Origin of the sequence: Fodinibius salicampi (assembly GCF_039545095.1) — a bacterium.
GTDB classification, from domain to species: Bacteria; Bacteroidota; Rhodothermia; order Balneolales; family Balneolaceae; genus Fodinibius; species Fodinibius salicampi.
This window is the reverse complement of record NZ_BAABRS010000001.1, coordinates 1,380,027-1,401,184: the sequence shown is the minus strand read 5'-3', so window position 1 is coordinate 1,401,184 and position 21,158 is coordinate 1,380,027. Positions and strand designations below refer to the sequence as shown.

Annotated in this window: 20 protein-coding genes; 13 read left to right on the top strand and 7 right to left on the bottom strand. The window is 40.4% G+C overall.

Going from position 1 to position 21,158, the window contains the following annotated elements; genetic code table 11:
- Nucleotides 1-10 precede the first annotated feature (10 nt).
- From ABEB05_RS05805 to ABEB05_RS05780, 7 genes are all read left to right on the top strand, one after another.
- Entirely contained in the window at nt 11-544 is a 534-nt protein-coding gene (locus tag ABEB05_RS05805) for a DUF421 domain-containing protein (protein ID WP_265788365.1), read from the top strand.
- A gap of 646 nt (nt 545-1,190) precedes the next feature.
- Nucleotides 1,191-1,385, top strand: coding sequence for a CsbD family protein (locus ABEB05_RS05800; RefSeq protein ID WP_265788363.1), 195 nt, complete (start codon nt 1,191-1,193; stop codon nt 1,383-1,385).
- A gap of 76 nt (nt 1,386-1,461) precedes the next feature.
- Nucleotides 1,462-1,857 (top strand): YtxH domain-containing protein, encoded by a 396-nt coding sequence (locus ABEB05_RS05795; RefSeq protein ID WP_265788362.1) that lies wholly within the window; start codon nt 1,462-1,464, stop codon nt 1,855-1,857.
- 126 nt (nt 1,858-1,983) lie between these two features.
- Nucleotides 1,984-2,169: a CsbD family protein gene (locus ABEB05_RS05790; RefSeq protein WP_265788360.1), complete on the top strand. Its 186-nt coding sequence runs from the start codon at nt 1,984-1,986 to the stop codon at nt 2,167-2,169.
- Nucleotides 2,170-2,262: 93 nt separating this feature from the next.
- Nucleotides 2,263-2,697 (top strand): MerC domain-containing protein, encoded by a 435-nt coding sequence (locus ABEB05_RS17105; protein ID WP_350356648.1) that lies wholly within the window; start codon nt 2,263-2,265, stop codon nt 2,695-2,697.
- A 24-nt stretch (nt 2,698-2,721) separates the two neighbouring features.
- Entirely contained in the window at nt 2,722-3,543 is an 822-nt protein-coding gene (locus ABEB05_RS05785) for a ZIP family metal transporter (protein WP_265788358.1), read from the top strand.
- Between the two features lie 37 nt (nt 3,544-3,580).
- Complete coding sequence (locus ABEB05_RS05780; RefSeq protein ID WP_265788356.1) at nt 3,581-3,919, top strand: ribbon-helix-helix domain-containing protein; 339 nt, start codon at nt 3,581-3,583, stop codon at nt 3,917-3,919.
- Nucleotides 3,920-3,932: 13 nt separating this feature from the next.
- On the opposite strand, the gene ABEB05_RS05775 is transcribed toward ABEB05_RS05780, so the two are convergent.
- The 4 genes from ABEB05_RS05775 to ABEB05_RS05760 form a co-directional block, all read right to left on the bottom strand.
- Entirely contained in the window at nt 3,933-5,042 is a 1,110-nt protein-coding gene (locus ABEB05_RS05775; protein ID WP_265788354.1) for an AI-2E family transporter, read from the bottom strand.
- Nucleotides 5,043-5,066: 24 nt separating this feature from the next.
- Complete coding sequence (locus tag ABEB05_RS05770; protein WP_265788352.1) at nt 5,067-6,257, bottom strand: FAD-dependent oxidoreductase; 1,191 nt, start codon at nt 6,255-6,257, stop codon at nt 5,067-5,069.
- Between the two features lie 68 nt (nt 6,258-6,325).
- On the bottom strand, nt 6,326-7,315 hold the full coding sequence (locus ABEB05_RS05765; RefSeq protein WP_286668816.1) for a pyridoxal-phosphate dependent enzyme: 990 nt from the start codon (nt 7,313-7,315) through the stop codon (nt 6,326-6,328).
- 105 nt (nt 7,316-7,420) lie between these two features.
- Nucleotides 7,421-9,097: a hypothetical protein gene (locus tag ABEB05_RS05760; RefSeq protein WP_265788349.1), complete on the bottom strand. Its 1,677-nt coding sequence runs from the start codon at nt 9,095-9,097 to the stop codon at nt 7,421-7,423.
- Nucleotides 9,098-9,792: 695 nt separating this feature from the next.
- Between ABEB05_RS05760 and ABEB05_RS05755 the strand changes: the two genes are divergently transcribed.
- The 5 genes from ABEB05_RS05755 to ABEB05_RS05735 all read left to right on the top strand — a co-directional run bounded on the left by ABEB05_RS05755 (nt 9,793) and on the right by ABEB05_RS05735 (nt 15,208).
- Nucleotides 9,793-10,431 carry a LuxR C-terminal-related transcriptional regulator gene (locus tag ABEB05_RS05755; protein WP_265788347.1) on the top strand — a complete coding sequence of 213 codons (639 nt, stop codon included), beginning with the start codon at nt 9,793-9,795 and terminating at the stop codon, nt 10,429-10,431.
- A gap of 164 nt (nt 10,432-10,595) precedes the next feature.
- On the top strand, nt 10,596-10,847 hold the full coding sequence (locus ABEB05_RS05750; protein WP_265788345.1) for a hypothetical protein: 252 nt from the start codon (nt 10,596-10,598) through the stop codon (nt 10,845-10,847).
- A gap of 325 nt (nt 10,848-11,172) precedes the next feature.
- Nucleotides 11,173-12,615, top strand: a complete 1,443-nt coding sequence (locus tag ABEB05_RS05745) for an ATPase domain-containing protein (protein WP_265788343.1) — start codon at nt 11,173-11,175, stop codon at nt 12,613-12,615.
- Between the two features lie 20 nt (nt 12,616-12,635).
- Nucleotides 12,636-14,834, top strand: a complete 2,199-nt coding sequence (locus tag ABEB05_RS05740) for a PAS domain S-box protein (protein WP_345694239.1) — start codon at nt 12,636-12,638, stop codon at nt 14,832-14,834.
- Nucleotides 14,835-14,851: 17 nt separating this feature from the next.
- Nucleotides 14,852-15,208 (top strand): PAS domain-containing protein, encoded by a 357-nt coding sequence (locus ABEB05_RS05735; protein WP_265788339.1) that lies wholly within the window; start codon nt 14,852-14,854, stop codon nt 15,206-15,208.
- Between the two features lie 6 nt (nt 15,209-15,214).
- Here the strand turns inward: ABEB05_RS05735 and ABEB05_RS05730 are convergent, their stop codons facing one another.
- A complete protein-coding gene (locus ABEB05_RS05730) occupies nt 15,215-15,574 on the bottom strand; it encodes a (2Fe-2S) ferredoxin domain-containing protein (protein WP_265788337.1) in 360 nt (119 codons plus the stop codon).
- Between the two features lie 410 nt (nt 15,575-15,984).
- On the opposite strand from ABEB05_RS05730, the gene ABEB05_RS05725 reads away from it, so the two are divergent.
- A complete protein-coding gene (locus ABEB05_RS05725) occupies nt 15,985-18,972 on the top strand; it encodes a PAS domain S-box protein (protein ID WP_265788335.1) in 2,988 nt (995 codons plus the stop codon).
- 39 nt (nt 18,973-19,011) lie between these two features.
- On the opposite strand, the gene ABEB05_RS05720 is transcribed toward ABEB05_RS05725, so the two are convergent.
- Both ABEB05_RS05720 and ABEB05_RS05715 read right to left on the bottom strand, forming a co-directional pair.
- Nucleotides 19,012-20,610, bottom strand: a complete 1,599-nt coding sequence (locus ABEB05_RS05720; protein ID WP_265788333.1) for an amidohydrolase family protein — start codon at nt 20,608-20,610, stop codon at nt 19,012-19,014.
- Between the two features lie 78 nt (nt 20,611-20,688).
- Nucleotides 20,689-21,150 carry a methylated-DNA--[protein]-cysteine S-methyltransferase gene (locus ABEB05_RS05715; RefSeq protein ID WP_286668811.1) on the bottom strand — a complete coding sequence of 154 codons (462 nt, stop codon included), beginning with the start codon at nt 21,148-21,150 and terminating at the stop codon, nt 20,689-20,691.
- Nucleotides 21,151-21,158: the final 8 nt, after the last annotated feature.

Here is a 21,158-nt window from a genome sequence, read left to right as displayed (position 1 = left end):
TATACCTTTTATGGATTACAGTTGGATAAACACTACCTGGTCAGCAGTATTGATGGCCACATTATCTACCATTGGAATTTATATCTCACTTATACTTTTTACGAGGATAGCGGGATTACGTTCTTTCTCTAAAATGTCTAGTTTTGACTTCGCGATAACGGTGGCAATAGGGTCGGTTATTGCGAGTACTATTTTAGCAAAAGATCCGCCTTTATATTTGGCTATAACAGCACTTGCTACCTTATATGTTCTGCAAATTACGGTTGCAAGCTTGAGAGGAAGTTCATCCATGATGAGCAAATTGGTAAATAATGAACCATTGTTGTTAATGAAGGGGACAAAAATTTTAGAAGATAACTTAAAAAAGGCTAAAGTAACCCATGCCGATCTCCGTGCAAAACTACGGGAAGCTAATGCCACTCAGTTAAGCCAGGTAAAAGCAGTGGTAATGGAGGCCACTGGAGATATTGCAGTCTTGCACCATGAAGATCCTGATCATGAACTTGATAATGAGTTGCTAAAAGGAGTTCGGGGATGGAATTAAGGGGGGAAGTGCTAAATTAAAACTAATGGTATTTAATTTTAGAAGGAGAGAGCAATGCAATATTCTACTGCGAAAATTATTCAAAGTATGATTTGATAGAATGATATATGCTCAATCGCTGGCAATAAACGTAAATATTGGGAGCATATCTGGATGGACATGGTGAATAAGAATCAAATAGAATGACCGATGAGTAATAAGAATAGTTCTGATTCTGCGTATCTTTTTCTTAAGAAAATACTGATGTATATAACTCATTACACTTTGCCATTATCACTCATAGCGATGTTTGTCGAGACGGCTTTTTAAACCGGTATTTTATTACTTCTATGATCCATCGCAGAGCTATTTCCGTGCTATCCGTATTAACTATCACCATATAAATTTATTTGGAAGCTTAGGGGTATTGTTTGCTAAGCCACTTATAGGTTGTTCAAGAGAGAGTAGACATAAGGCTTTACATACTAAGATATTGGGGAATTCCATGGTTGTACGCTGTATAATTTGGAAGATGATAATATCTTTTTAAGAATTTATCCGAAACTTTATAAGCCTTTAAGACCTATAACATAAAACCATTATAAATGAACCATAATTGTTGCTTGGGAATACAGCTTGAAATTAAATCTTCCAATCAAAACTTATTATGAGTGGTTTAATAACAAAAGGAAACTGGCGAAAAATAAAGGCGAAGCTTATAGAAGATTATCCCGCCTTAACGAAGAGGGATCTCATCTATGAAGAAGGAAAAGAAGAGCGTCTTATTGGAGAACTGCAACTAAAGCTGGGGAAAACAAAGGCTGAAATTTCGGATATGATCCGTAGCTTATTGGATGATTAATCGGGTATTGAAATTATTTTACCTATACAACGTGTTTAAATATTAAATGACATCTTTAATTTAAATCAGTACAGTTATGGGAACAGGAAATAAAGAAAAAGTAATTTTAGCCACTTTAACGGGCATAGCCAGCGGGGTTATTATTGGCTTGTTGTTCGCTCCGAATAAAGGAGAGGAAACCAGAAAAAAGATTAATGAAAAAAGAGCCGAATACCTTCAGGATTTAAAAGATGAGATAGAGGAACTTCGGGAAACTCTCAATAAGAAAGTTGAAGCTGGTAAGGGAGAAGTTAACGAGCTTAGTCAAGAGCTTAAGAAAAAAGGGGATGAGATCCTTAAAAAAGCAAAGAAACTTACTTCCTATGAGGATTGGACCAAAGACGAACTCTACCAGAAAGCCAAAACCCTGGAGATTGAGGGTTACTCAACAATGAATAAAAGTGAATTGATAGAGGCCTTGAGAAGTTATTAGCCTGCTTTATTCATTTTCTTCTAAATATCACAAATTGCTATCTAATTTTATTATCAAGGTAAGGGAGATGATACCTAATAAAGGAGAGAAGTATTAATATTCAATCATAAAATAGTTAAAACTAGTATGGATAAACTAAGAATTGAGGGAAACTGGAACGAGTTGAAAGGAAAGTTGAAAGAGGAGTATGCAGAGTTAACGGATGATGATTTGACTTACGAAGAAGGAAAGGAAGATCAGCTGATTGGTAATATTCAGCAAAAACTGGGTAAGACCAAAGACGAGATAAAAGCGATTATCAAGGATTTGTAATATTTTAAAAAACAATTAACTCTTACAGAAGGAAAAGCCATCATGTAATAGTGATGGCTTTTTTTATTAAAGAGCTTGTTCTTCAATATTTTAGTGTGTATAATCGTACACACTAAAACTGCAGCATACATCTTCCTCTTGGTTACAAAATCTTTTTGGGATAAAATAGGTATTGGCCTGTCGGGCTTATGTGCCGTTCATTGTTTATTGGTACCGGTTTTTGTATCTCTGTTACCCCTTTGGCCCGCTGCAGAAGCAACACATGAATGGACACATCCTGTATTACTTCTCTTAATCTTACCGACCATATATTATGCAATTCGCAAATCGAAAAATGCTAAAAATGTTTCTGTATTTCTTTATTCAGGTTTGGGAGTGATTACTCTTTCCTGGTTGCTACATGATTTTGTAGGGTTATGGTGGGAATCATTTATTACTATAATAGGAAGTGCATTACTGGTACGTGGACATTGGCTAAACTATCAAAACCATTCCGCCCGATCCTGTTCTGTTACCAAAGATTTTTAATTCTAATATGTTCTAACATAGATTATGTCAGATAAATCTATTGTTTACGGTACTCTTTTTGTCTTCTGTGTATTTACCTTTATAGCCATCCTGTACGCAAACTGGAAAATTATTGGAATCTCCTGGATCGCTTTTACAGCGATGGCCCTGGCAATACCGTTGGGGATCAAATCGGCCAGTCAAAGTAAACTTAATCATCTTATTGCTGGCTATGGGTTGTCAAGTGGGGCCATGATAACCAGTGCCGCTATCTTTTTAGTCCCTACAGCTATCAATCATCATCCTGTTTATGGCGGATTGGGAATTGCAGCCGGTATCATAGCCGGTTTTGCTATTCATACACTCAATCATGGACTGACACACACCAAAACTTCGATTGATCCGGTGGTACTGGAGCTTACATCCCATGCGCTATCTGCAGGACTGATTATCGGGATGGTCTATGCAGCTATGCCGGAACTCGGAGTGCTGCTGGGTATAGCTATTGTTTCTCATAAGGGTCCGGCCGGTTATGCTGCTTCCCGGCGCCTCACTAAACAGGGGAAATCAGCTTTATCGGTACTATTACCTGCGGCGGCAATTGGACTTACAGCGTTACCGGTAAGCCTGTTAAATCTTTCTGGCAATGATATCATAAATGCACTCATTTTTGGTTTTGCAACCGGAGTCTTTTTCCATGTAGCTATTGATTTCCTGCCAGAATGCGAAGTAGGGGGTAAGATCCACCAGGAAACCGATTTAACACACGATGAACACCACAAACTGGATCGTTACCGACAGTGGGCTGTACTCTATACTTTTTTAGGGGGAATCATAGTCTTTCTGGCATGGTATGCAGCCTATTAAACTTCCTTAGGATAACCAATATTAATATAATACTTCTATGAAACGCCTCAATTTTACTTTGGATAATGAAACGGTTGAGCTCTTGGGGGAACTCTCCGAAAAGTATTACAGCGGCAATAAATCACAGACTGTGCGAGCGGCTCTGGAGAGTTTGGCCGTTCATGCGGGACATGAAGGGTGGGTAATTGCCGGCTATACTCCCAAGGAGCTTGATGATGAAATTAGTTGCCATACTTGTGGCGAATCACATGAGAAGGGAGAAGTACTCTATCGACCAGTTTTTGAAAAGGGAAGTAGTCCCAATGCACTTTCCTCAATGCCCACGGAAAACTGGTTGGACTGTCCCCAATGTGCAGAAAAACAGATCTATAACTAAATAAAGTAAGGTTTTAGGAAGCCTGATTTTTTGGGTTTCCTGTGCTATCCGCACCGGAGTTGTTCATCATGGATTGAAAAGTAAGGGCATGTTCCTCCGTTCCCCGGGTGCTCAGAAGGTAACCGACCGGTTCAAGGCTCTCTATATTTTCACATACAATTTTGAACATCGCCAGGTAGGGGATTACCATAAACATGCCGGGCAGTCCCCAGATCATTCCGCCTGCAATGAGAGAGAGAATAGTTACTAGCGGATTAATTTGTACATATGATCCCGTGATGTTCGGCGTAAGAATATTATTTTCGATAAATTGAATAACGAAAAACTGGCCGATAACTCCCAGTGCCAATCCCGGTGACTGTGTAGCCAGCACAAACAGGAAAGCGATACCGTAACCAATGACCGTTCCCAGGTATGGAATCAGGTTAAAAATAGCAGCAACTAATCCTATCAGCAACGCATATTCGATACCGATAAGATAAAATCCCAGGCTATTAAGTCCTATTAGAATAAAGCAAACAATAAAGAGTCCCTTTAAATACTGAGGAACAATTTTCGAGGCCTGGTCAATAATGTCTTGGGCCGTTTCTTCTTCATGATTAGATATGAGCATCGACACGAACTTACGGAACTTATCGCGGTAGAAAAGGAGTAAAAAAGTATAAACCGGGAGCAGACCAGCTGTTAAAATAGTATTGGCCGTACCGGTAAATAGTTGCGCAATATATTCTCCGGAACCCCGGATGCTCTCAACAATATTATCCAACTGCTCGGCCGTTACCCCGAATGTGCGTCCCAGTGCCCAGCGGAAGCGAGTAATATTGGTGTCAATTTGATCTTTTATCTCTGGCAGATCGGTAGTGAACGTAACGACCATAAGTGATGCCCCGTAAATTATGCCTCCTAAAAACGCAAAGGTGCCGACAATTAAAATCAGATTAGTTGCTATTCGGGGGATGTTGCTTTCTTCCATTTTATTTGCTGCAGGATACAGTAAATAGGCAAACAAAATTGACAGAAATAGAGGCACTAACAGCTGGCGGGCAATAATGAGTACGGCTATTATTGAGAATAACAGCAGAAGCCGTATTAAATATCGTAGTGCAATAGGATATTTATCCATAGTATTCTTTCCCCTGATTCATTGTTATGTCTTTTTATCAAACATTATTTCTTCCAATCTGTCTAACAGAGTTGATTGCATTTGAGATCTCTTTAGAGATATAATTTTATTTGCTAGGTGTATTGCACATCCCCAGGAGAGCGTAACTCCAGCTCCTCCGTGACCATAATTATGATAGACCGTTTTACCATCCAATGTTTCATGGTCTAAGCGCAATCCATTTTCTTTGTTACGGATATAGCGATATCCCATTAGAGCAGATAACTTATCAGATTGTTCCAGAGAGTGGCCAAATGTTGTATTTAGAATCTCTTGATTTAAGTCAATAACTGCCGAAGGAATATCAAGGCTATCAATTTTATAAGCTCGAGTATTTTCTATTGGACTATCCTCTGTTTCACTATCGTTGTTATCTAAAAAGCCGGATTCCCGGCTACCGCCTAAAATCCAGCCATCCTTACGCGGATAGCAATACACATCGCAGGCATTTCCGGAAGAGTCCGAATAGATGGAGGCTTTTGGGGTATAATTGTAGGAAATAATTTCATCATTGCTGTTGGTGATCAGCGATGCTTCGGGCTTGTGAAGTAAATGACCCTTCAATATCATTTGCTTTTCCACTGGATCATCAAAAAGATCAGGGCTGCCAGTACCGCTGCAATTGATTATAATATCTGCCGGAAGGGAGGGGATTTCTCTTTTTTGTATCTTACGCTGATTAATTTCACCACCTGATTCTTTATAGAGTGTAATTAAGCCCGGAAAATAAAGCGGCCAGTCGGCAAAGATGCAATCAAAGGCCCACCCGTATACATCCTGAGATAAGGAGCGGCGCGGAATTTCCCGTGGATGAAACTCCTCTAAAGAATTAAAATTCATCATCCAGTCGCCGTATTCGGGACGATCTTTCTCAAATTCAAAAACCTCAAAATGCTTTTGGAGCGTCAGCCCTGGAAAAGACCGCTTGCGCAATTCGTAAAAGAATGATTGGGAAGATTGGAAAAGCTCTTCTAGCTGATTTGAATAGACCGAATGGGGTATTACCGAAGCGGACGGAAAGAGGCTCGCAAATTCCGGGTGAGTATTTTTATCTGCAATATTCTCTGCTTTTTTTTCGGTATAAATTTCGGTTTGGCAACCCAGGAGCTGGAGCGTCAGGGCAGTAGTAATTCCCGATACTCCACCCCCGATAATGATAATTTTTTCAGAATTCATAAATGACTAATGAGTAAATACTATAGCTAAATCCATTTAGGTGAGAAAGTTGATCTTCAATATGTTTCTTATTTCATCCACGGAAGATGATCGAGATCCATATTACCTCCGCTGATGATAATACCAACTTGCTGGTCATGCGTATCAATATGATTGAATGCTGCCGCAACCGGCACAGCGGAGGAAGGTTCTATGATGATTTTCATTCGTTCCCAGACAAACCGCATGGTATCAATAATTTCTTGTTCTTTAACGGTAATGATATCATCAACATGCTTTTGGATGCAAGAGAAGGTCAATTCACTGAGTGAGGTTCGCAGTCCGTCAGCTACGGTGTTTGTGCTTTGTACCGGATACAGTTCTCCGGAATTAAAGGAGAGATAGGCGTCATTGGCTATCTCAGGTTCCGTACCAATTACTTTTGTATATGCTGCCAGTCCCGAAGCGGCAATAGCACTGCCACTCATAAGTCCGCCTCCGCCAACGGGAGCCAGCAGCATATCCAGTTTGGGATGTTCTTCGAGCAGCTCCAGCGCGGCCGTACCCTGACCCATAATAATATCTAGATTGTCATAGGGATGAATAAAAGTAGCCCCGGTCTCTGCAACGACTTCTTCCAGGGTGGCTTCTCGGGCTTCTTGTGTGGGATTACAAAAAGTGATATTAGCACCGTAATCGCGCACGGCCCGGACCTTGACCCCAGGAGCATTTTTGGGCATTACAATATGAGCCGGAATCCCCCGTAGCTTGGCCGCAAGGGCCACCGCCTGGGCATGGTTGCCAGATGAATGAGTGGCAACTCCATTTTGGGCATTATTGTCCGATAATTCTCCTACAGCATGGGTTGCGCCCCGGAATTTAAAAGCCCCAATCTTTTGAAAGTTCTCGCACTTAAAGAAAAGCTCTCCTCCGCCGGCTCGTTCATTTACCTTTTGGCTGCTTAAAACAGGCGTGCGGTGTACTTTGTTTTGAATCTTAAGGTACGCGCTCTGGATATCTGAAAAAGTAGGAATCTGCACGATAATAGTGTATATGTTAATGCTGCCTTGTTTAGGCAATAGAGGAACTTAATCCGTAGTGACCTTTGTAAGAATAAAAATCGAAAATAATAAAAAACAGAAAGGAATAGTATTGCAGACTCCGGGAATAGACAGGTTTGTGCTTTATTTCCTGATGGAATCCTTGATTCCGCTCAAGAGCGATTTCCACCAATAGTTAAAGATAGATTTCGATTCGTCACGCTCAAAATCAATACGGCCCGCCTGCATATCATTTCCAGGGATATTCTTCTTTCTGACAATAAAATTATTGGCTAAGAATGTTTTGAAGTTTTCCAGCAGGCCATGTTGTTTAATGGATTGCTTATTGAGCACGGAAATACTAAAGTTTTCATAATTCATGACAAGTGTACCGCTGGATTGTTCTTGATCAAGTGTCATTTCAAAGGTCAGGCTGTCTAGCTGTCCGTTATCTATTCGGATAAAAGCTACGTGTTCAACCATCTGGTTAAAGTGGGGCATTGACATTTCACTAAGTTTCCCTTCTATTTTATGAAAACCATTTTGGGTATCCATTGGAAACTCAAAATGGACATCAAGTAATCCCGTACCCATAACCTGGCTTTCCGCATCCAGGGTTGTGGTGATCCCTTTCTCCACATCTTCCGGGTAATTACTGATGTTTCGGAATATAGCGTCAGTCTGTTCAAAGGTGATAGTGCCCGCCCGGGGAGTGTCGCCCACATATTCGCTATAGGAAATATAGGCGTTTTCAATATGCAGGGAGTCCATTTTGACAGGAATATTGAGATCACGAAAAGCAACAAAGGGCAGGGGCTTGGCGACCGGTGGTCCTGGAGGAATGCCTCGGTTGAGGTAGTCTTCGAGCCGGAGATCGCTGATATGGCCGTAGCCGGCATAAATACGTCCAGATTCCACTAGTTGGGGGAAATCAACCGATTCAAACCGAATATTCGGGATGGCAAGGTCAATGCGGTCAATGGTGGTGCCGTGCCGGCGGGCAAACTCCAGTTTTCCATAACGGGGGTTAAGCTGTAGGGAATCCAGAGCTACAGTTTGATCATCGGAGTAAATTGAAAGGTGGTTAAAAGCAATGGTATTCAGGCTGTCGGAAAGATGCATCGTAAAATCACGGGCATCCAATGAAATATTGTCGGTAATAAAAAGGCGTCCTGATTGAGCTGAAGCCGAGTCAACTCTTATCTCTCGAAGGGAAAGATTCAGCTGTTGGAGAGAAGAAAGCGTATCATCAGTTTGAGTGAGCTTTCCATGGCCATTTTTAATGATAATTTCACCTATTTCGAGGGCAGTGTATCGGTCGGGGATGCCAGCAAGGATAGTAGAATCAACAGAGGAGAAAGAACCATCATCCCGGGACACTTCATTCGGATTTTTCAGTGCGGAGATATCGGGGCTGTCAAGGGTCAGCGTGCCAATATGTAGTTCTTCACCCATGAGGGAAGAAAAGACATTGACTCCGCTTAGGCTTAATTGTCCGAGGGAGCCTGTAAAGAGAAAACGTGGAGCAGAAGAAGTATCATCCGTGGAGGAAAATAGGGAGGTATCGGTATCTACCCGGATGTTTCTAATAGTTGCCGATCCTGAGAATACTCTGAGATCAAGATCTTCAAAATCAATAGAATAGCCTTGGGTATTTGATTGCCTAAGTTGAGCCCGCAGCTGACTTTCCACATAGTTGTTTCCCCAAATAAATATTGCAAGCTGGAGAATAAGCAGTATGAGAACAAGTCCTCCAATAAAATAGAGAATACCTTTGAGCAGGGGATTCACTCCGGCTAGTTTCATCTTGATCTTTCCCATAGGGCTGTGGGTAAGTTGATTATTGAAGACGCAAGCTAAAGATAAATTTCAGGAGTTAAAACTATCGTTTAGTAATCGTTAAAAATATCATAGCCGCCTGTGAACTATGATGAGATGATTGACTTGAGAAAATCCATAACTCATAATCAAATATTAATTCATTAGCTCTTCTATTCACTTACTTATTGGTTCTTAACGAACTGGGAGGCTATAGCATTGTCACAGATATTTTAAATATGCTTTCTATACCTGTTCAAAGGTTGGATAGCTATCAGCTTATTTCTGGCATAACCGCAATTTTATTCTCAAGTTTAAAATAAAGTACTAAGAGTGAAATTTTATGACTGTAATTAAAAACTGATTTTGTCAATCCATTTTAGACGACATTAAATGTATTGTTATTTAATATTCATTTATTCCTAACCTTATATGGTAAAAGAACTTAGGGTTTATACCTAAATATAAAATAGGCAGTTTAGCCTATATACATCTTGCTGAAAATAAGTTATTCTTTTTCTGATAATATTGGGAGTTAATAATGTTGCTCGAACACGGCTTGAAATACAGAGCACGCAGAATACGAAAAGCAGAAGTACGTTAAAAATAGACTGGGTCGGAACAAGTAATGTGTGCGTTTATTTTAAAGACACATTTCTGACCTGCTATGATTATTTATTAAATAACTTTTAGCATTTGTGAATATCCTGATTGCAGTACACCACGAGATCGTTCGAGATGGTATTACAAAAATCTTATCCGAAGATGTTGATATTAACGTAATTGGTACGGCTAAAAATAAAGAGGAACTATGTCCCTATGATCCCGAAGGAGATAACATAGAGGTTGTTGTGCTCGATATAGATATCCCGGATTTGGATCCTTTGAGTACCATAACAAAAATCTTGGGGGATCATCTAGAAACTCATATTCTGGCTATGAGCGATGAAGAAGATCCCCGGCAGGTAAAAGATGTAATGCAGGCCGGTGCATCGGGCTATATTTTAAAAAAACGGGGAGCCGAAGAGCTTATTAAAGCTATTAAAGAGGTATATTCCGGAAATCAGTACCTCTGCAACGATACCATAGGGTTGCTTATTAAGGGGAAAGAGGTTCGTTCTACCAGTGAACGGGTTTCCGACCTTACCGAGCGGGAATTACAGGTTCTGCAATTAATCTGCAGAGAACAAATAAATCGCGAAATTGCTGAAGAACTGGGTATTAGTGTACGAACAGTAGATGCTCACCGCCGTAATTTGATGCAAAAAACAGGAGCTAAAAATACGGCCGGCTTGGTAAAATTTGCAATCAAAAACAATCTGTTTACCCTGAAGTAAAGCTAAATAAATTACTGTTTTACTTTGACTTGCTTAGGCCGTACTATGAAAAGTAGAGAATACCTTTGTTGATATGATGTTTTAGCAGTTTTGAAGCCCTTCTTTTTTATTCTTAATAGGTAAACCGCTATATGAACAGGGTGAAAAAAATAAATCCTTTTCATATGCGAATCTTACTAATAGGTGACCAATCGATACAAAATGACGCTATCATATCAATACTCAATGAAGAAGACGATTGGGAAATTGAGCATATAACCCATGACCAATTTCTGGAAGGAATACCTATAGACAGAAAATACCAAGTTTCACTTGTTGACCTCATTTCATCGCCTTATAAACCTGATGAATATATACGAGGCATTTGCGAAAAAAGCTTTCTAAATATCTTGTTGCCCTTTGTGAAGACGGCTTAAGTGAACGAAGCGATCCGTTAATAGAAGCTGGTGTAAATGAGTGCCTACCTATATATTCTGATACTAAAGAACTATTGCATATTGTTTCTCAGTTTGCTGAAAAGTAGTCTTCTTTTGGCCCAACCTTTATTGATATCTACCAGTTAACTACGCCTTTTTAACTCTCGTGTAGGTATAAGTACGCATCTTAAAAAATAGGTATATCACGTCAACAAACTTTGTTTGTACTCCCTTACGTTACCAAATAAGTTAAATACGAAGATTTAAATACTCTTTAGGTTTTTTAGAAGACATTAATTTATATATAAAATATCTATAATTATTAATGAGTGACTTTGACAAACTTTCAACTGGGTTAGACGGCTTAGATGAAATCCTGCACGGTGGACTAATCCCTCAAAAAGCCTATCTGGTACAAGGAGGGCCGGGTTCGGGTAAATCAACACTGGGCTTTCACTTTTTAAAGCAAGCCCTGGATAAGGGGGAAGATGCCCTATGTATTACGATGGTTGAGTCGAAAGAGAGTCTGCTCCAAAATGCCAGACAGTTTGGCATTGATCTTTCTGGCGTAGTGGGTCTGGATTTAAGCCCGAGTGATGACCTAAGTGAAAATAATGAGCAGTACAGCGTGTTTTCTTCTGCGGATGTGGAGCAGGGGCCGATTATGAAAGCTGTGACAAAGGCGGTAGATGAACTTTCCCCCAGTCGCATCCTATTTGATTCCTTTACGATGTTGCGATTATTGAATCAGGATCCCTATCAAATGCGGAAACTGACCCTGTCGCTGGTAAATTATGTTACCAAACGCGGTGCCACGCTGATGATGACCTCTGAATCGCTGGGTAGTAATGGTGGTAATGGGGACGACGCCGCCTTTTGGGTTGACGGTATTATAAAGCTGGATAATAAATCTGATTGGAGAACCCTAAGCGTCACGAAATTCAGGGGGTCTGATTATTTGAGTGGGGAACATGCTTTCAAAATAACAGGAGATGGAATCGTTATTTATCCGCGGTTGCGTCCCAATAATTATAGCCGAACTTACGCAAAAGGGGTACTATCCTCAGGCGTGGAGGGGGTTGACAAGCTGCTTAACGGCGGTATTGAAAAAGGAACAACCAGCCTGATTGTTGGTCCGACGGGAGTTGGAAAGACCAACCTTGGACTACAGTTTATTAAAGAAGCCGCTTCGCGTAATGAACGTTCTGCCGTATATACCTTCGAAGAATCGAAAGAGCTGATTATACAGCGTTCCGAAATGATTAACACTCCTATTCGAAAGATGCTTGAGGCGGGGTTTCTTAATATTATGTCGGTAGAACCACTTTCCTATTCCCCGGATGAATTTGCGAAAATCATCCGTAGGGATGTGGAGGAAAATGGCACTTCAATTGTTATGATCGATGCTGTAGGGGGATATAATATGGCGGTGCGCGGTAAAAATACCCTGGAACGGTTGCATGCGCTCACTGTGTACTTGCAGAATATGGGTGTTACTACGCTTTTGTTGAATGAGACAAAAAATGTGACAGGCGGATTTTCGACTACGAATATGAATGCAAGCTATCTAGCTGACAATATCATCTTTCTGCGATACCTGGAAGTAAGTGGACAACTAAGAAAAGCCGTCGGCGTGCTAAAGAAACGGTTAAGTGATTTTGAAAAATCAATTCGTGAATTTCAAATTACCTCCGAAGGTATCAAGGTTGGAGATAAACTGGAAAATATGCGTGGAATTTTATCTGGTACGCCAGAAGTTGACAAGTAGGTCTTTACGGAGTGATTATCATGGATACTATGGGCTCGACATATAATTACCCGGAATTGAGTACCGAAGGCCAGCCGGTGCTTTTGTTATCGGTCCATAATACTCAGGATTTGAAACTGATAAAGCAGTTTCTGCCCGACTCTATGGCTATAGAAACCAGTAGTAATGGTATAGCCAATCGGGATTTTGATCTTTGTATCATGGATCATCCATCGTTTGAGGCCAATAAGCAGTCGTTGCAGGAGCTAAAAGATACGGCTGCGCCGATCTTTTTGCCTTTCTTACTATTGTCACCCAATAAGAAGGCAATCAGAAACAATGCTACCATGCTAGAGTTGGCTGACGATGTGGTGTATATTCCCGCATCCCCAAAGCTGTTGCAATCGCGTATTAGCCTTCTGTTAAAACAGCGTGAATACTCTCTGAAACTGGAAGAAAAAAATAGAGAACTGGCCGAGGAGAAGCGCAAGTACCAGTTGATTACTGAGAATTCTACGGATATGATTTCTCGTCATACTCCTGATGGGACCTACCTGTATGTTTCACCTGCCTCAAAAGAGTTGACAGGCTATACCCCGGAAGAGCTGATGGGGCAAAATGCATTAGATAACATGCATCCCGAAGACAGCGAACGATTACGGGAGGAAGTCAGGAGCTTTGAAGATAATAAGATAGAGCGATGGGAATTTCGGAAAAAAACAAAGGAGAGCGATTATAAGTGGGTTGAATCTGTAATGAGACCTATTGGCGATAAGGAGACAGGAAAAATAATAGAAATTCAGGCCAGTACGCGAGACATATCAGAACGAAAAGATTTTGAGAAAAAGCTCAGGGAAGAGAAAGAGTTTATTGATAAATCAATCCAGAGCTTACCCGAACTCTTCTATTTGATTGACGAGGATCTTAATATTGTAAAATGGAATAATATAGATCGGGAGTTGGGATATTCTGATGAAGAAGTAGAGCAAATGCATCCGCTGGAATTCTATCACAAAGAGGATCGGGAATTTGCAATTTCTAAACTTATTGAGGCTTCTATAACGGGTAGTGCAGAAGCAGAGATGCAAATGCTAGCTAAGAGCGGCGAGCTAATTCCCTATTATGTAAAGGCAAAAAGTTTTAGCAGGGGAGATAAAGATTACATTGTTGGTTTTTGTATGAATTTATCTGCCATAAAGGAAGCGCAGTATGAACTTGAGCAACAGCGTCAGTTGCTGGATGCTGTGATTAACCAAACAAAGTCTCTTGTTTATGTAAAAGATAAAGACCGGAAATACCAACTTGTCAATGAAAGTTACTTACGCATTTTTGATTTGAGTAGGGAGGAGGTTATTGGAAAAACATCCGAGGAGGTGCACGGACAAACATTTGCCGAAAAAGTGGAGCCGTATGATAGTATTGTATTTGAAACTGATGAAATGGTTGAGCTTCAGGAAGAACTTCCAATCAATAAATATGAAACAAGGGTATATCATACGATTAAATACCCATTGAAGGAGATCTACGGATTTGAAAATTGCCTCTGCGGAATTTCTACCGATGTTACTGATCGCATAAAATACGAACAGCAGCTTAAAGTGTCGCTTTCTGAGAAAGAAACGCTTTTGCAGGAAATTCATCATCGTGTTAAAAATAACCTGGCCGTAGTATCGGGCATGATGGAGCTGCAGACGCTTAGTACCGAAAATAAAGAAGTTAAAAGGTTATTGAGTGCCAGTAAAAATCGTATTAAAACCATGGCTCTGATACATGAAAAGCTGTATCAGTCTCAGTCGCTTTCACAAATTGAGTTCGGATCTTATGTTAAAGATTTGCTTGATAATGTCAGACAGGTATCGGTCAATTCAGAAGATATTGAGCTTAATCTTGAGTTTGACTCTTTTAATCTGAATGTGAACCAAGCGGTGCCTTGTGCCCTGATGATCAATGAAGTCGTTTCCAATGCATTTGAGCATGCTTTTAGTGACAAAAAAAATGGTTGTATAAGTGTTTCACTGGAAGAACAGGACAATACCATTTTAATAAGAATAAAAGATAACGGTTCGGGTCTTCCCGATGATTTTAGTGAAAAGAAAAATAACTCTATGGGTTTTGCTATTATCGATACGTTAATAACCCAGCTTGAAGCTGATAAAGAGATGAAAAACGATGACGGCTTTTCGTTTGCAATTTCTTTTGAAAAGCAAGAAGTCAAAGGCTCTTCAAGCACGTTAGTTTAACATTAATTTGGCGTATTATGATGGAAAAGAAAAACTTTTATAACGAGAACTTGTCAGACACTTTTTTTTGGTTTAATCCGATTCCAATGTGGATTTATGCAAGATCGAATAAACGAATATTGGAAGTAAATAACGCTGCCATTAACGCCTACGGATATTCCAAAATTCAATTTAGATATCTCTTTCATGACGATTTTATTGGAGAAGATATTCCGACAGATTTTCAGGATGATTTGGAACCAGAGCTTCGGAAACACTTATTTATCCCCAGAACATCGGATGGAAGCAGTTTTGTAACACTGATGGTTGAAAGTCCTGTTATCTATAATAAAAAAGAGGCTATGTTAGCTCGTTCTATTAAAGTTTTTAATTAAAAAACTTTATTGCAGCGGCTGTTCTGCAAACATGTATTCCTTAACAGGGTTCCCTTGGATGAGATGTTCCTGGATGATCCGTTCCAGCACATTGGGCGTACAGGAATGGTACCAAATACCCTCCGGATAAACCACCGCAACCGGTCCTTTTTTACAGATACGCAAACAATTGGCTTTGGTCCTGTAAATTCCCCCGGCACCATCGAGATTTAATTCACTAAGTCTTTTTTTTAGAAATGCCCATGCCTCTAGACCGATTTCCTTTTTGCAGCATTTCGGTTTTGTCTGGTCTGCACAGAGAAAAATATGCCGCTGAATCTTATCTACATGGAGCTCTTTGGCCTTTTTTTGTACGCGTCGGTTCATAGATTTGTTATTTAATGTCTTATGAAAAGTTGGAGGAATTTAATGGAAGATGCTGGAGAATGATAATTTTTTACAGAGAATTCAGTCTCACTTATTAAAAGCAAGCATAGATAAGTTAAAATACGTATTGAAAAATAGGTGTTTTACGTCTTTCTACGTAGAAAACAATTGCTTATCTTAAAAAATGTTAATAAAGCTTTTGGGGCATTGGCCATCTCATAAATTTTTTAGCTAATTTTTATTGGTAAGGGTTAGATGTAATTGCGGTACATTTACGGTAATATCTGCAATTGATATTATATAGAAGGGCTGGCTAAGCGAGATAAATATATGTGTGGCATTTTTATAATAACTAATTGACGGCTAAGTGAGATACTCAGTTCTAAACAAAATACTGTGATCAGACTGTAATGAAAAAATCCGAAATAGAAATGGATTCGAATTCGCTATTATTGTCGGACGATCATAGGGCAACAATCCTTATATCAGTAAAGGATCCTGATGGTATTCAACTAATACAGCAGTGCATCCCGGATTCCCTGAATTTTAAAATTGGATTCAATAATACAGCAGATATTGATTTTGATCTCTGTATTATGGATGAGATTTCATTTTCGGAAAACGAGGAACTTTTTCATAAATGTAAAGAAGAAACGGCTCCGTTGTTTCTGCCATTTTTGTTGCTTTCCGCAAATAGACAGGCAACCCGGCAAAACGAGACTATATGGGAGTTTGTAGATGATGTTGTATATACCCCCATTACCCCACAGCAGCTAAAAACGCGCATTAAAATTCTACTCAAGCAACGTTCTTATTCCCTTAAACTGGAGCAAAAGAATAAAGAGCTTGCCAAAAAGAACGAACAGCTGAAAACAGAAAAAGAGAAGTTTCAGTTGCTGGCTGAGAACTCTACAGATATGATTTCCCGTCATGCACCGGACGGCACGTACAAGTATGTATCACAATCAAGTAAAGAATTAATCGGGTATGAGCCTGAAGAATTGGTCGGACACAATGGATTCGATAATATGCATCCCGAAGATCGAAGTCGATTGGAGGGGAAGGCAATGGATTTTCAGGAACGGGGAGAAATACAGCGCTGGGTTTTTAGAAAGGGTACGAAGCTAGGGACGTATAAATGGACGGAATCTGTTATGCGGCCCATTTTTGATGAAAATGGAGATTTGATAGAAATTCAGGCCAGTACTCGCGATATTTCAGACCGCAAAAGATATGAGCAAAAACTGGAAGAGGAGAAGGCATTTACGAATACAGCCATCGGAAGTCTGCCGGGTCTGTTTTACGTGGTTGATAAAGAAGGAAATTATATAAGGTGGAATGACAACTTTGCACAGGAACTCGGGTATTCCGGTGAGGAAATAGCACAAATGGATCCCCTCGATTTTTACCAGCAAGAAGATCATGATCTGGTAAAATCTAAAATTGCTCAAGCATTTGAAACCGGTCATGCCGATGCGGAAGTTGAACTGAAAACCAAAGAGGGAGCACTTATCCCGTACTATATTACGGCCAAGAGATTTACAAAGGGAGGGGAAGAATTTATCGTTGGTACCTGCATGAATCTTTCTGAAATTAAGGAAGCTGAATATGAATTAGAGCAGCAACGGCTCTTACTGGATGCGATTATAAATCAGACCGAAGCGATTATATATGTTAAAGATTCCGAAGGGCGGATGCGTTTGGTGAATAATAGTTATAAAGAGCTTTTTGGTTTAGAAGGGCATCAAATAATTGGTAAAACGGATAAGCAGTTATTTGGTGATGAACTTCACAAAAATGTTAGAGGAAATGACAAAAAGGTTCTGGAGAAGGGACAAACCATAGAAGTGGAGGAACAGCTGCCCATAGGAGATGGAATAAGGCATTATCACACTATAAAGTATCCTCTGAAAGGGGTCCCGGGATTTGAAAACTGTTTATGCGGAATTTCTACGGATATTACCGATCGGAAACAGACCCTTCAGAAATTAAATGAACGAATAAAGGAGCAACGATGCCTGTATAGTATTTCGAATCTTTCTGAGCAAGACTATGCGAATGCTTCAGAGCTTCTCGCTAAAGCGGTAGAATATTTGCCCCAGGGCTTGCAGTATCCAGATCTTACTGAAGCTGCTATTACATTTGATGGAAATACCTTTATAACGGATAACTTTCGGGAAACAGATTGGGAGTTGTCCGCTGAAAGTACTCGCATTGAAGGTAAACCCCTTAAAATACAACTAGTTTATACTGATACCGGGACTATTTCTAAAGAAGATCCTTTCCTTAAAGAAGAGCGCCAGTTGCTTGACAGCATTGTACAGACCCTCACTTCACAAATTGATCGAATTCTTGCCCGAGAAAAATTGCAAGAAAGTCAACAACGTTGGGAAACCCTGGTGCAAAATGATCCAAACCTGATTCAGCTTTTAGATCCTGAGGGTAATATTAAATATATCAACCAATCGGGAGCTGCTATACTTGGATTTAAAACTCCCTATGAGTTAATTGGGAAAAATTATTTTGATCTGATTACTTTGGATGAGAAGGAGCGGAAGCTGGCTCAAAAATGGATAAAAGATGTTATTAATGGAAAAGAGAAAGAAATCCATACATATAAGATAACCGTTAATAACGGGACAGAGCTGTATTTAGAATCACAGGGTGTACCTATTAAATTAGACGATGGGCAAGTAGGATTGCAGCTTGTCGCCCAGGATGTTACGGAACGGGTTAAGTCTGAAATTGAGCTGAAAGAATCGTTGAAAGAAAAAGAAACGCTGCTGCAGGAAATCCATCACCGTGTTAAAAATAATTTAGCAGTGGTATCCGGTATGCTGCAATTACAGTCATTCAATACGGATAACAAAGAAGTTATAAAGCTACTTACCGATAGTGAAAAACGGATACAGACAATGGCTCTCATACACGAGAAGTTGTATGAATCCAGTTCGCTTTCCAAGATAAGTTTCGGTCCTTACATTAAAGAACTGATCGAAAATATTAAGCAGATGACGATTAATGGAGAAGAAATTGATCTTCAACTGGACTATAATAGTTTTGCATTAAATGTGAATCAGGCCGTGCCATGTGCGCTAATCCTTAATGAAGTTATCTCCAATGCATATGAGCATGCCTTTAAAGGCCGGAAAGAAGGAAGAATATTAATTTCCATAAAACAGCGCGACAATATTATTCATGTAAGAGTAAAGGATAATGGCCGGGGGCTTGACGCCGATTTTGTAGAGAAAAAAAATGAGTCTCTGGGATTTACTATCATTGATACCCTGATAGAACAGTTACATGCTGATCTTAATATCAATAATGAAAACGGACTTGATCTTTCTTTCTCCTTTGATAAGCAGGAAGTAAAAGGATCAAGCAGTTCCTTGATATAAGATTACTTCCAAAAAAGGAACGAAATTGGGAAAAGAGATTTAATAATCCAGTCCGGGTTGAGTGATTTCATAGTCCTTTTCCGCTTTGGCCTCTTTCACTGTTTCAGCTACATCCTGCAACATTTTTTGGGCGTCAAAAACAATCCCGTCCTTAATGGTATATTTAATTCCACCTATGCGGGTGGGCTTATTGTCTTCATCTACTTGAATAGCACCGGTACCATATAGTACTTTTAAATTTTTAAGTGGGTTGGCATCGACTAACACCATGTCGGCGAGTTTGCCAACTTCGATGGTACCCAGTTGATCATCCATGTTTAGCACCTCTGCAGCCTTAAGAGAAGCCGATTGAAAAATTTCCAGGGGATGAAAACCAGCCTCCCGGAAAAGCTCCATTTCCTGTATATAGCCAAAGCCGTACAATTTGTAAATATAACCGGCATCCGATCCCAGTGTAACTCTCCCTCCACGGTTTTTAAATTCATTAACGAATTCAAACCAGAGCTGGTAGTTCTCTTTCCAATTTACTTCTTGTTCAGTACCCCAGTTAATCCAGTATGAGCCGTGAGATCTGCGATTGGGCTTATAAAATTCCCAAAGGGAGGGCAGGGTGTATTTTTCGTGCCATTCAGCGCGGCGCTGGACACTGAGATCGCGGCTGGCTTCATAGATTGTAAATGTAGGATTGAGGGTAATGTCAAGCTCTAGCATTTCATCCAGCACTTTATTCCAATGCTCGCTATGGGGCTCTGCGGCTTGTTTCCATAGCTTGCCGGCTTCTTCGAAACGGTGTTGCTCGTTATTATAGTTGTACTCTGCAGGATAATCCTGAATAGTTTGATCCGTAAATAAGGCCTCGGGAATGCCGTACCAATGGGTGATGCTTGTCAATCCAAGCCGGGCCGATTCCAGGGCGTTATTATAGACAACACGTGTTTGCGCATGGTGAGTCATGGTTCCCAAACCCAGTTTGTTGGCTTCGTCGATAGCGGCAGCATAAACTGGCTTTGGTGCCCCAAAAAACTTAATGCCTTCGGCCCCGGCATCTGCAATGGTCCGAACCCATTGCCGGGCTTCATCCGGAGAAGTGATCTCACCTTCGTGTCCCATCCCAAAACCGATATAGGGGAAAATGCGCGGCGCCGTTATTTCATTATTTTGACTCCGTTTCTGCTGGCGGAGTGTCCAATCCATCCCATTAAAAGAACCGGGCTCGCGAACAGTAGTAATACCATGAGCCATCCAGAGTTTATAGACATATTCTGCCGGGGTGCACTGGGCTGATCCTCCCGTGTGGGCATGCATATCAATAAAGCCGGGCAACAGATACATCCCTTCCGCATCAATTTCATAGGTATCGGTATCTGCTTCTGGGCGTTGCTGTTCATTAATAGAAACCCCGGGGTATCCAACAGATTGAACGGAAGTTATTTTGTTTTCTTCCACAACAACATCCACAGGACCGCGTGGTGGTGAGCCTGTACCGTCAACCAAAATGGCACCGCGTATGATCAGGCGATCAAAAGGCCCTTCACCCATCGTTCGATCTGGGGCTTCCTGTACTTGGGCATATGCTATAGCAGAAAATCCCAGCATTAGAAGAAGAAAAGTAGAAATTAATTTTATAGGATTACTCATACAGATATTATTTTCTATTATCCTGGAAGCTCTAATATAATAAACCTGCGACAGGGGAGAATAGCGAAGATTTTTTAGTTATAGTAAAATAGCCCCTTCATGTTCGAGCAGAAACCGTTTACGCTCGATACCCCCGGCGTAGCCAATCAATTTTTTGTCAGAACCGATAACCCGGTGACAGGGGATGATAATAGGGATAGGATTTTTCCCATTTGCTCTTCCTACTGCCCGTACTTTATTGGGATCTCCCAGGCGTTTTGCGAGCTCTCCATAGGTAATGGTGGTACCGAAGGGAATATTTTGAAGTTCTTCCCAAACAGTTTTTTGAAACGCTGTTCCCTGGGTACTTATAGGCATGGTAAAATGCTTATCCTTCTTATTAAAGTACCTGGTAAGCTGATTGGCAGCTTGTTCAAAAACGGAATGCTTAGGCGTCTGTAATGGATCCGGTTTATTGTCGAGATACCGAATAGCAGTCAGAACCTGGTTGGAAATAACCAGCTCGAGCCAACCGATAGGAGAGTGATAGTGATATTTCATTTTTAATT

Excerpts from the sequence above, each read along its gene's own strand:
- ABEB05_RS05800 (WP_265788363.1), top strand. The coding sequence starts at position 1,191 with ATGAGTGGTTTAATAACAAAAGGAAACTGGCGAAAAATAAAGGCGAAG.
- ABEB05_RS05745 (WP_265788343.1), top strand. The coding sequence starts at position 11,173 with ATGAGTGACTTTGACAAACTTTCAACTGGGTTAGACGGCTTAGATGAA.
- ABEB05_RS05795 (WP_265788362.1), top strand. The coding sequence starts at position 1,462 with ATGGGAACAGGAAATAAAGAAAAAGTAATTTTAGCCACTTTAACGGGC.
- ABEB05_RS05760 (WP_265788349.1), bottom strand. The coding sequence starts at position 9,097 with ATGGGAAAGATCAAGATGAAACTAGCCGGAGTGAATCCCCTGCTCAAA.
- ABEB05_RS05725 (WP_265788335.1), top strand. The coding sequence starts at position 15,985 with ATGAAAAAATCCGAAATAGAAATGGATTCGAATTCGCTATTATTGTCG.
- ABEB05_RS05720 (WP_265788333.1), bottom strand. The coding sequence starts at position 20,610 with ATGAGTAATCCTATAAAATTAATTTCTACTTTTCTTCTTCTAATGCTG.
- ABEB05_RS05740 (WP_345694239.1), top strand. The coding sequence starts at position 12,636 with ATGGATACTATGGGCTCGACATATAATTACCCGGAATTGAGTACCGAA.
- ABEB05_RS05790 (WP_265788360.1), top strand. The coding sequence starts at position 1,984 with ATGGATAAACTAAGAATTGAGGGAAACTGGAACGAGTTGAAAGGAAAG.
- ABEB05_RS05715 (WP_286668811.1), bottom strand. The coding sequence starts at position 21,150 with ATGAAATATCACTATCACTCTCCTATCGGTTGGCTCGAGCTGGTTATT.
- ABEB05_RS05785 (WP_265788358.1), top strand. The coding sequence starts at position 2,722 with ATGTCAGATAAATCTATTGTTTACGGTACTCTTTTTGTCTTCTGTGTA.
- ABEB05_RS05805 (WP_265788365.1), top strand. The coding sequence starts at position 11 with ATGGATTACAGTTGGATAAACACTACCTGGTCAGCAGTATTGATGGCC.
- ABEB05_RS05735 (WP_265788339.1), top strand. The coding sequence starts at position 14,852 with ATGATGGAAAAGAAAAACTTTTATAACGAGAACTTGTCAGACACTTTT.
- ABEB05_RS05770 (WP_265788352.1), bottom strand. The coding sequence starts at position 6,257 with ATGAATTCTGAAAAAATTATCATTATCGGGGGTGGAGTATCGGGAATT.
- ABEB05_RS05730 (WP_265788337.1), bottom strand. The coding sequence starts at position 15,574 with ATGAACCGACGCGTACAAAAAAAGGCCAAAGAGCTCCATGTAGATAAG.
- ABEB05_RS05750 (WP_265788345.1), top strand. The coding sequence starts at position 10,596 with ATGCGAATCTTACTAATAGGTGACCAATCGATACAAAATGACGCTATC.
- ABEB05_RS05780 (WP_265788356.1), top strand. The coding sequence starts at position 3,581 with ATGAAACGCCTCAATTTTACTTTGGATAATGAAACGGTTGAGCTCTTG.
- ABEB05_RS05775 (WP_265788354.1), bottom strand. The coding sequence starts at position 5,042 with ATGGATAAATATCCTATTGCACTACGATATTTAATACGGCTTCTGCTG.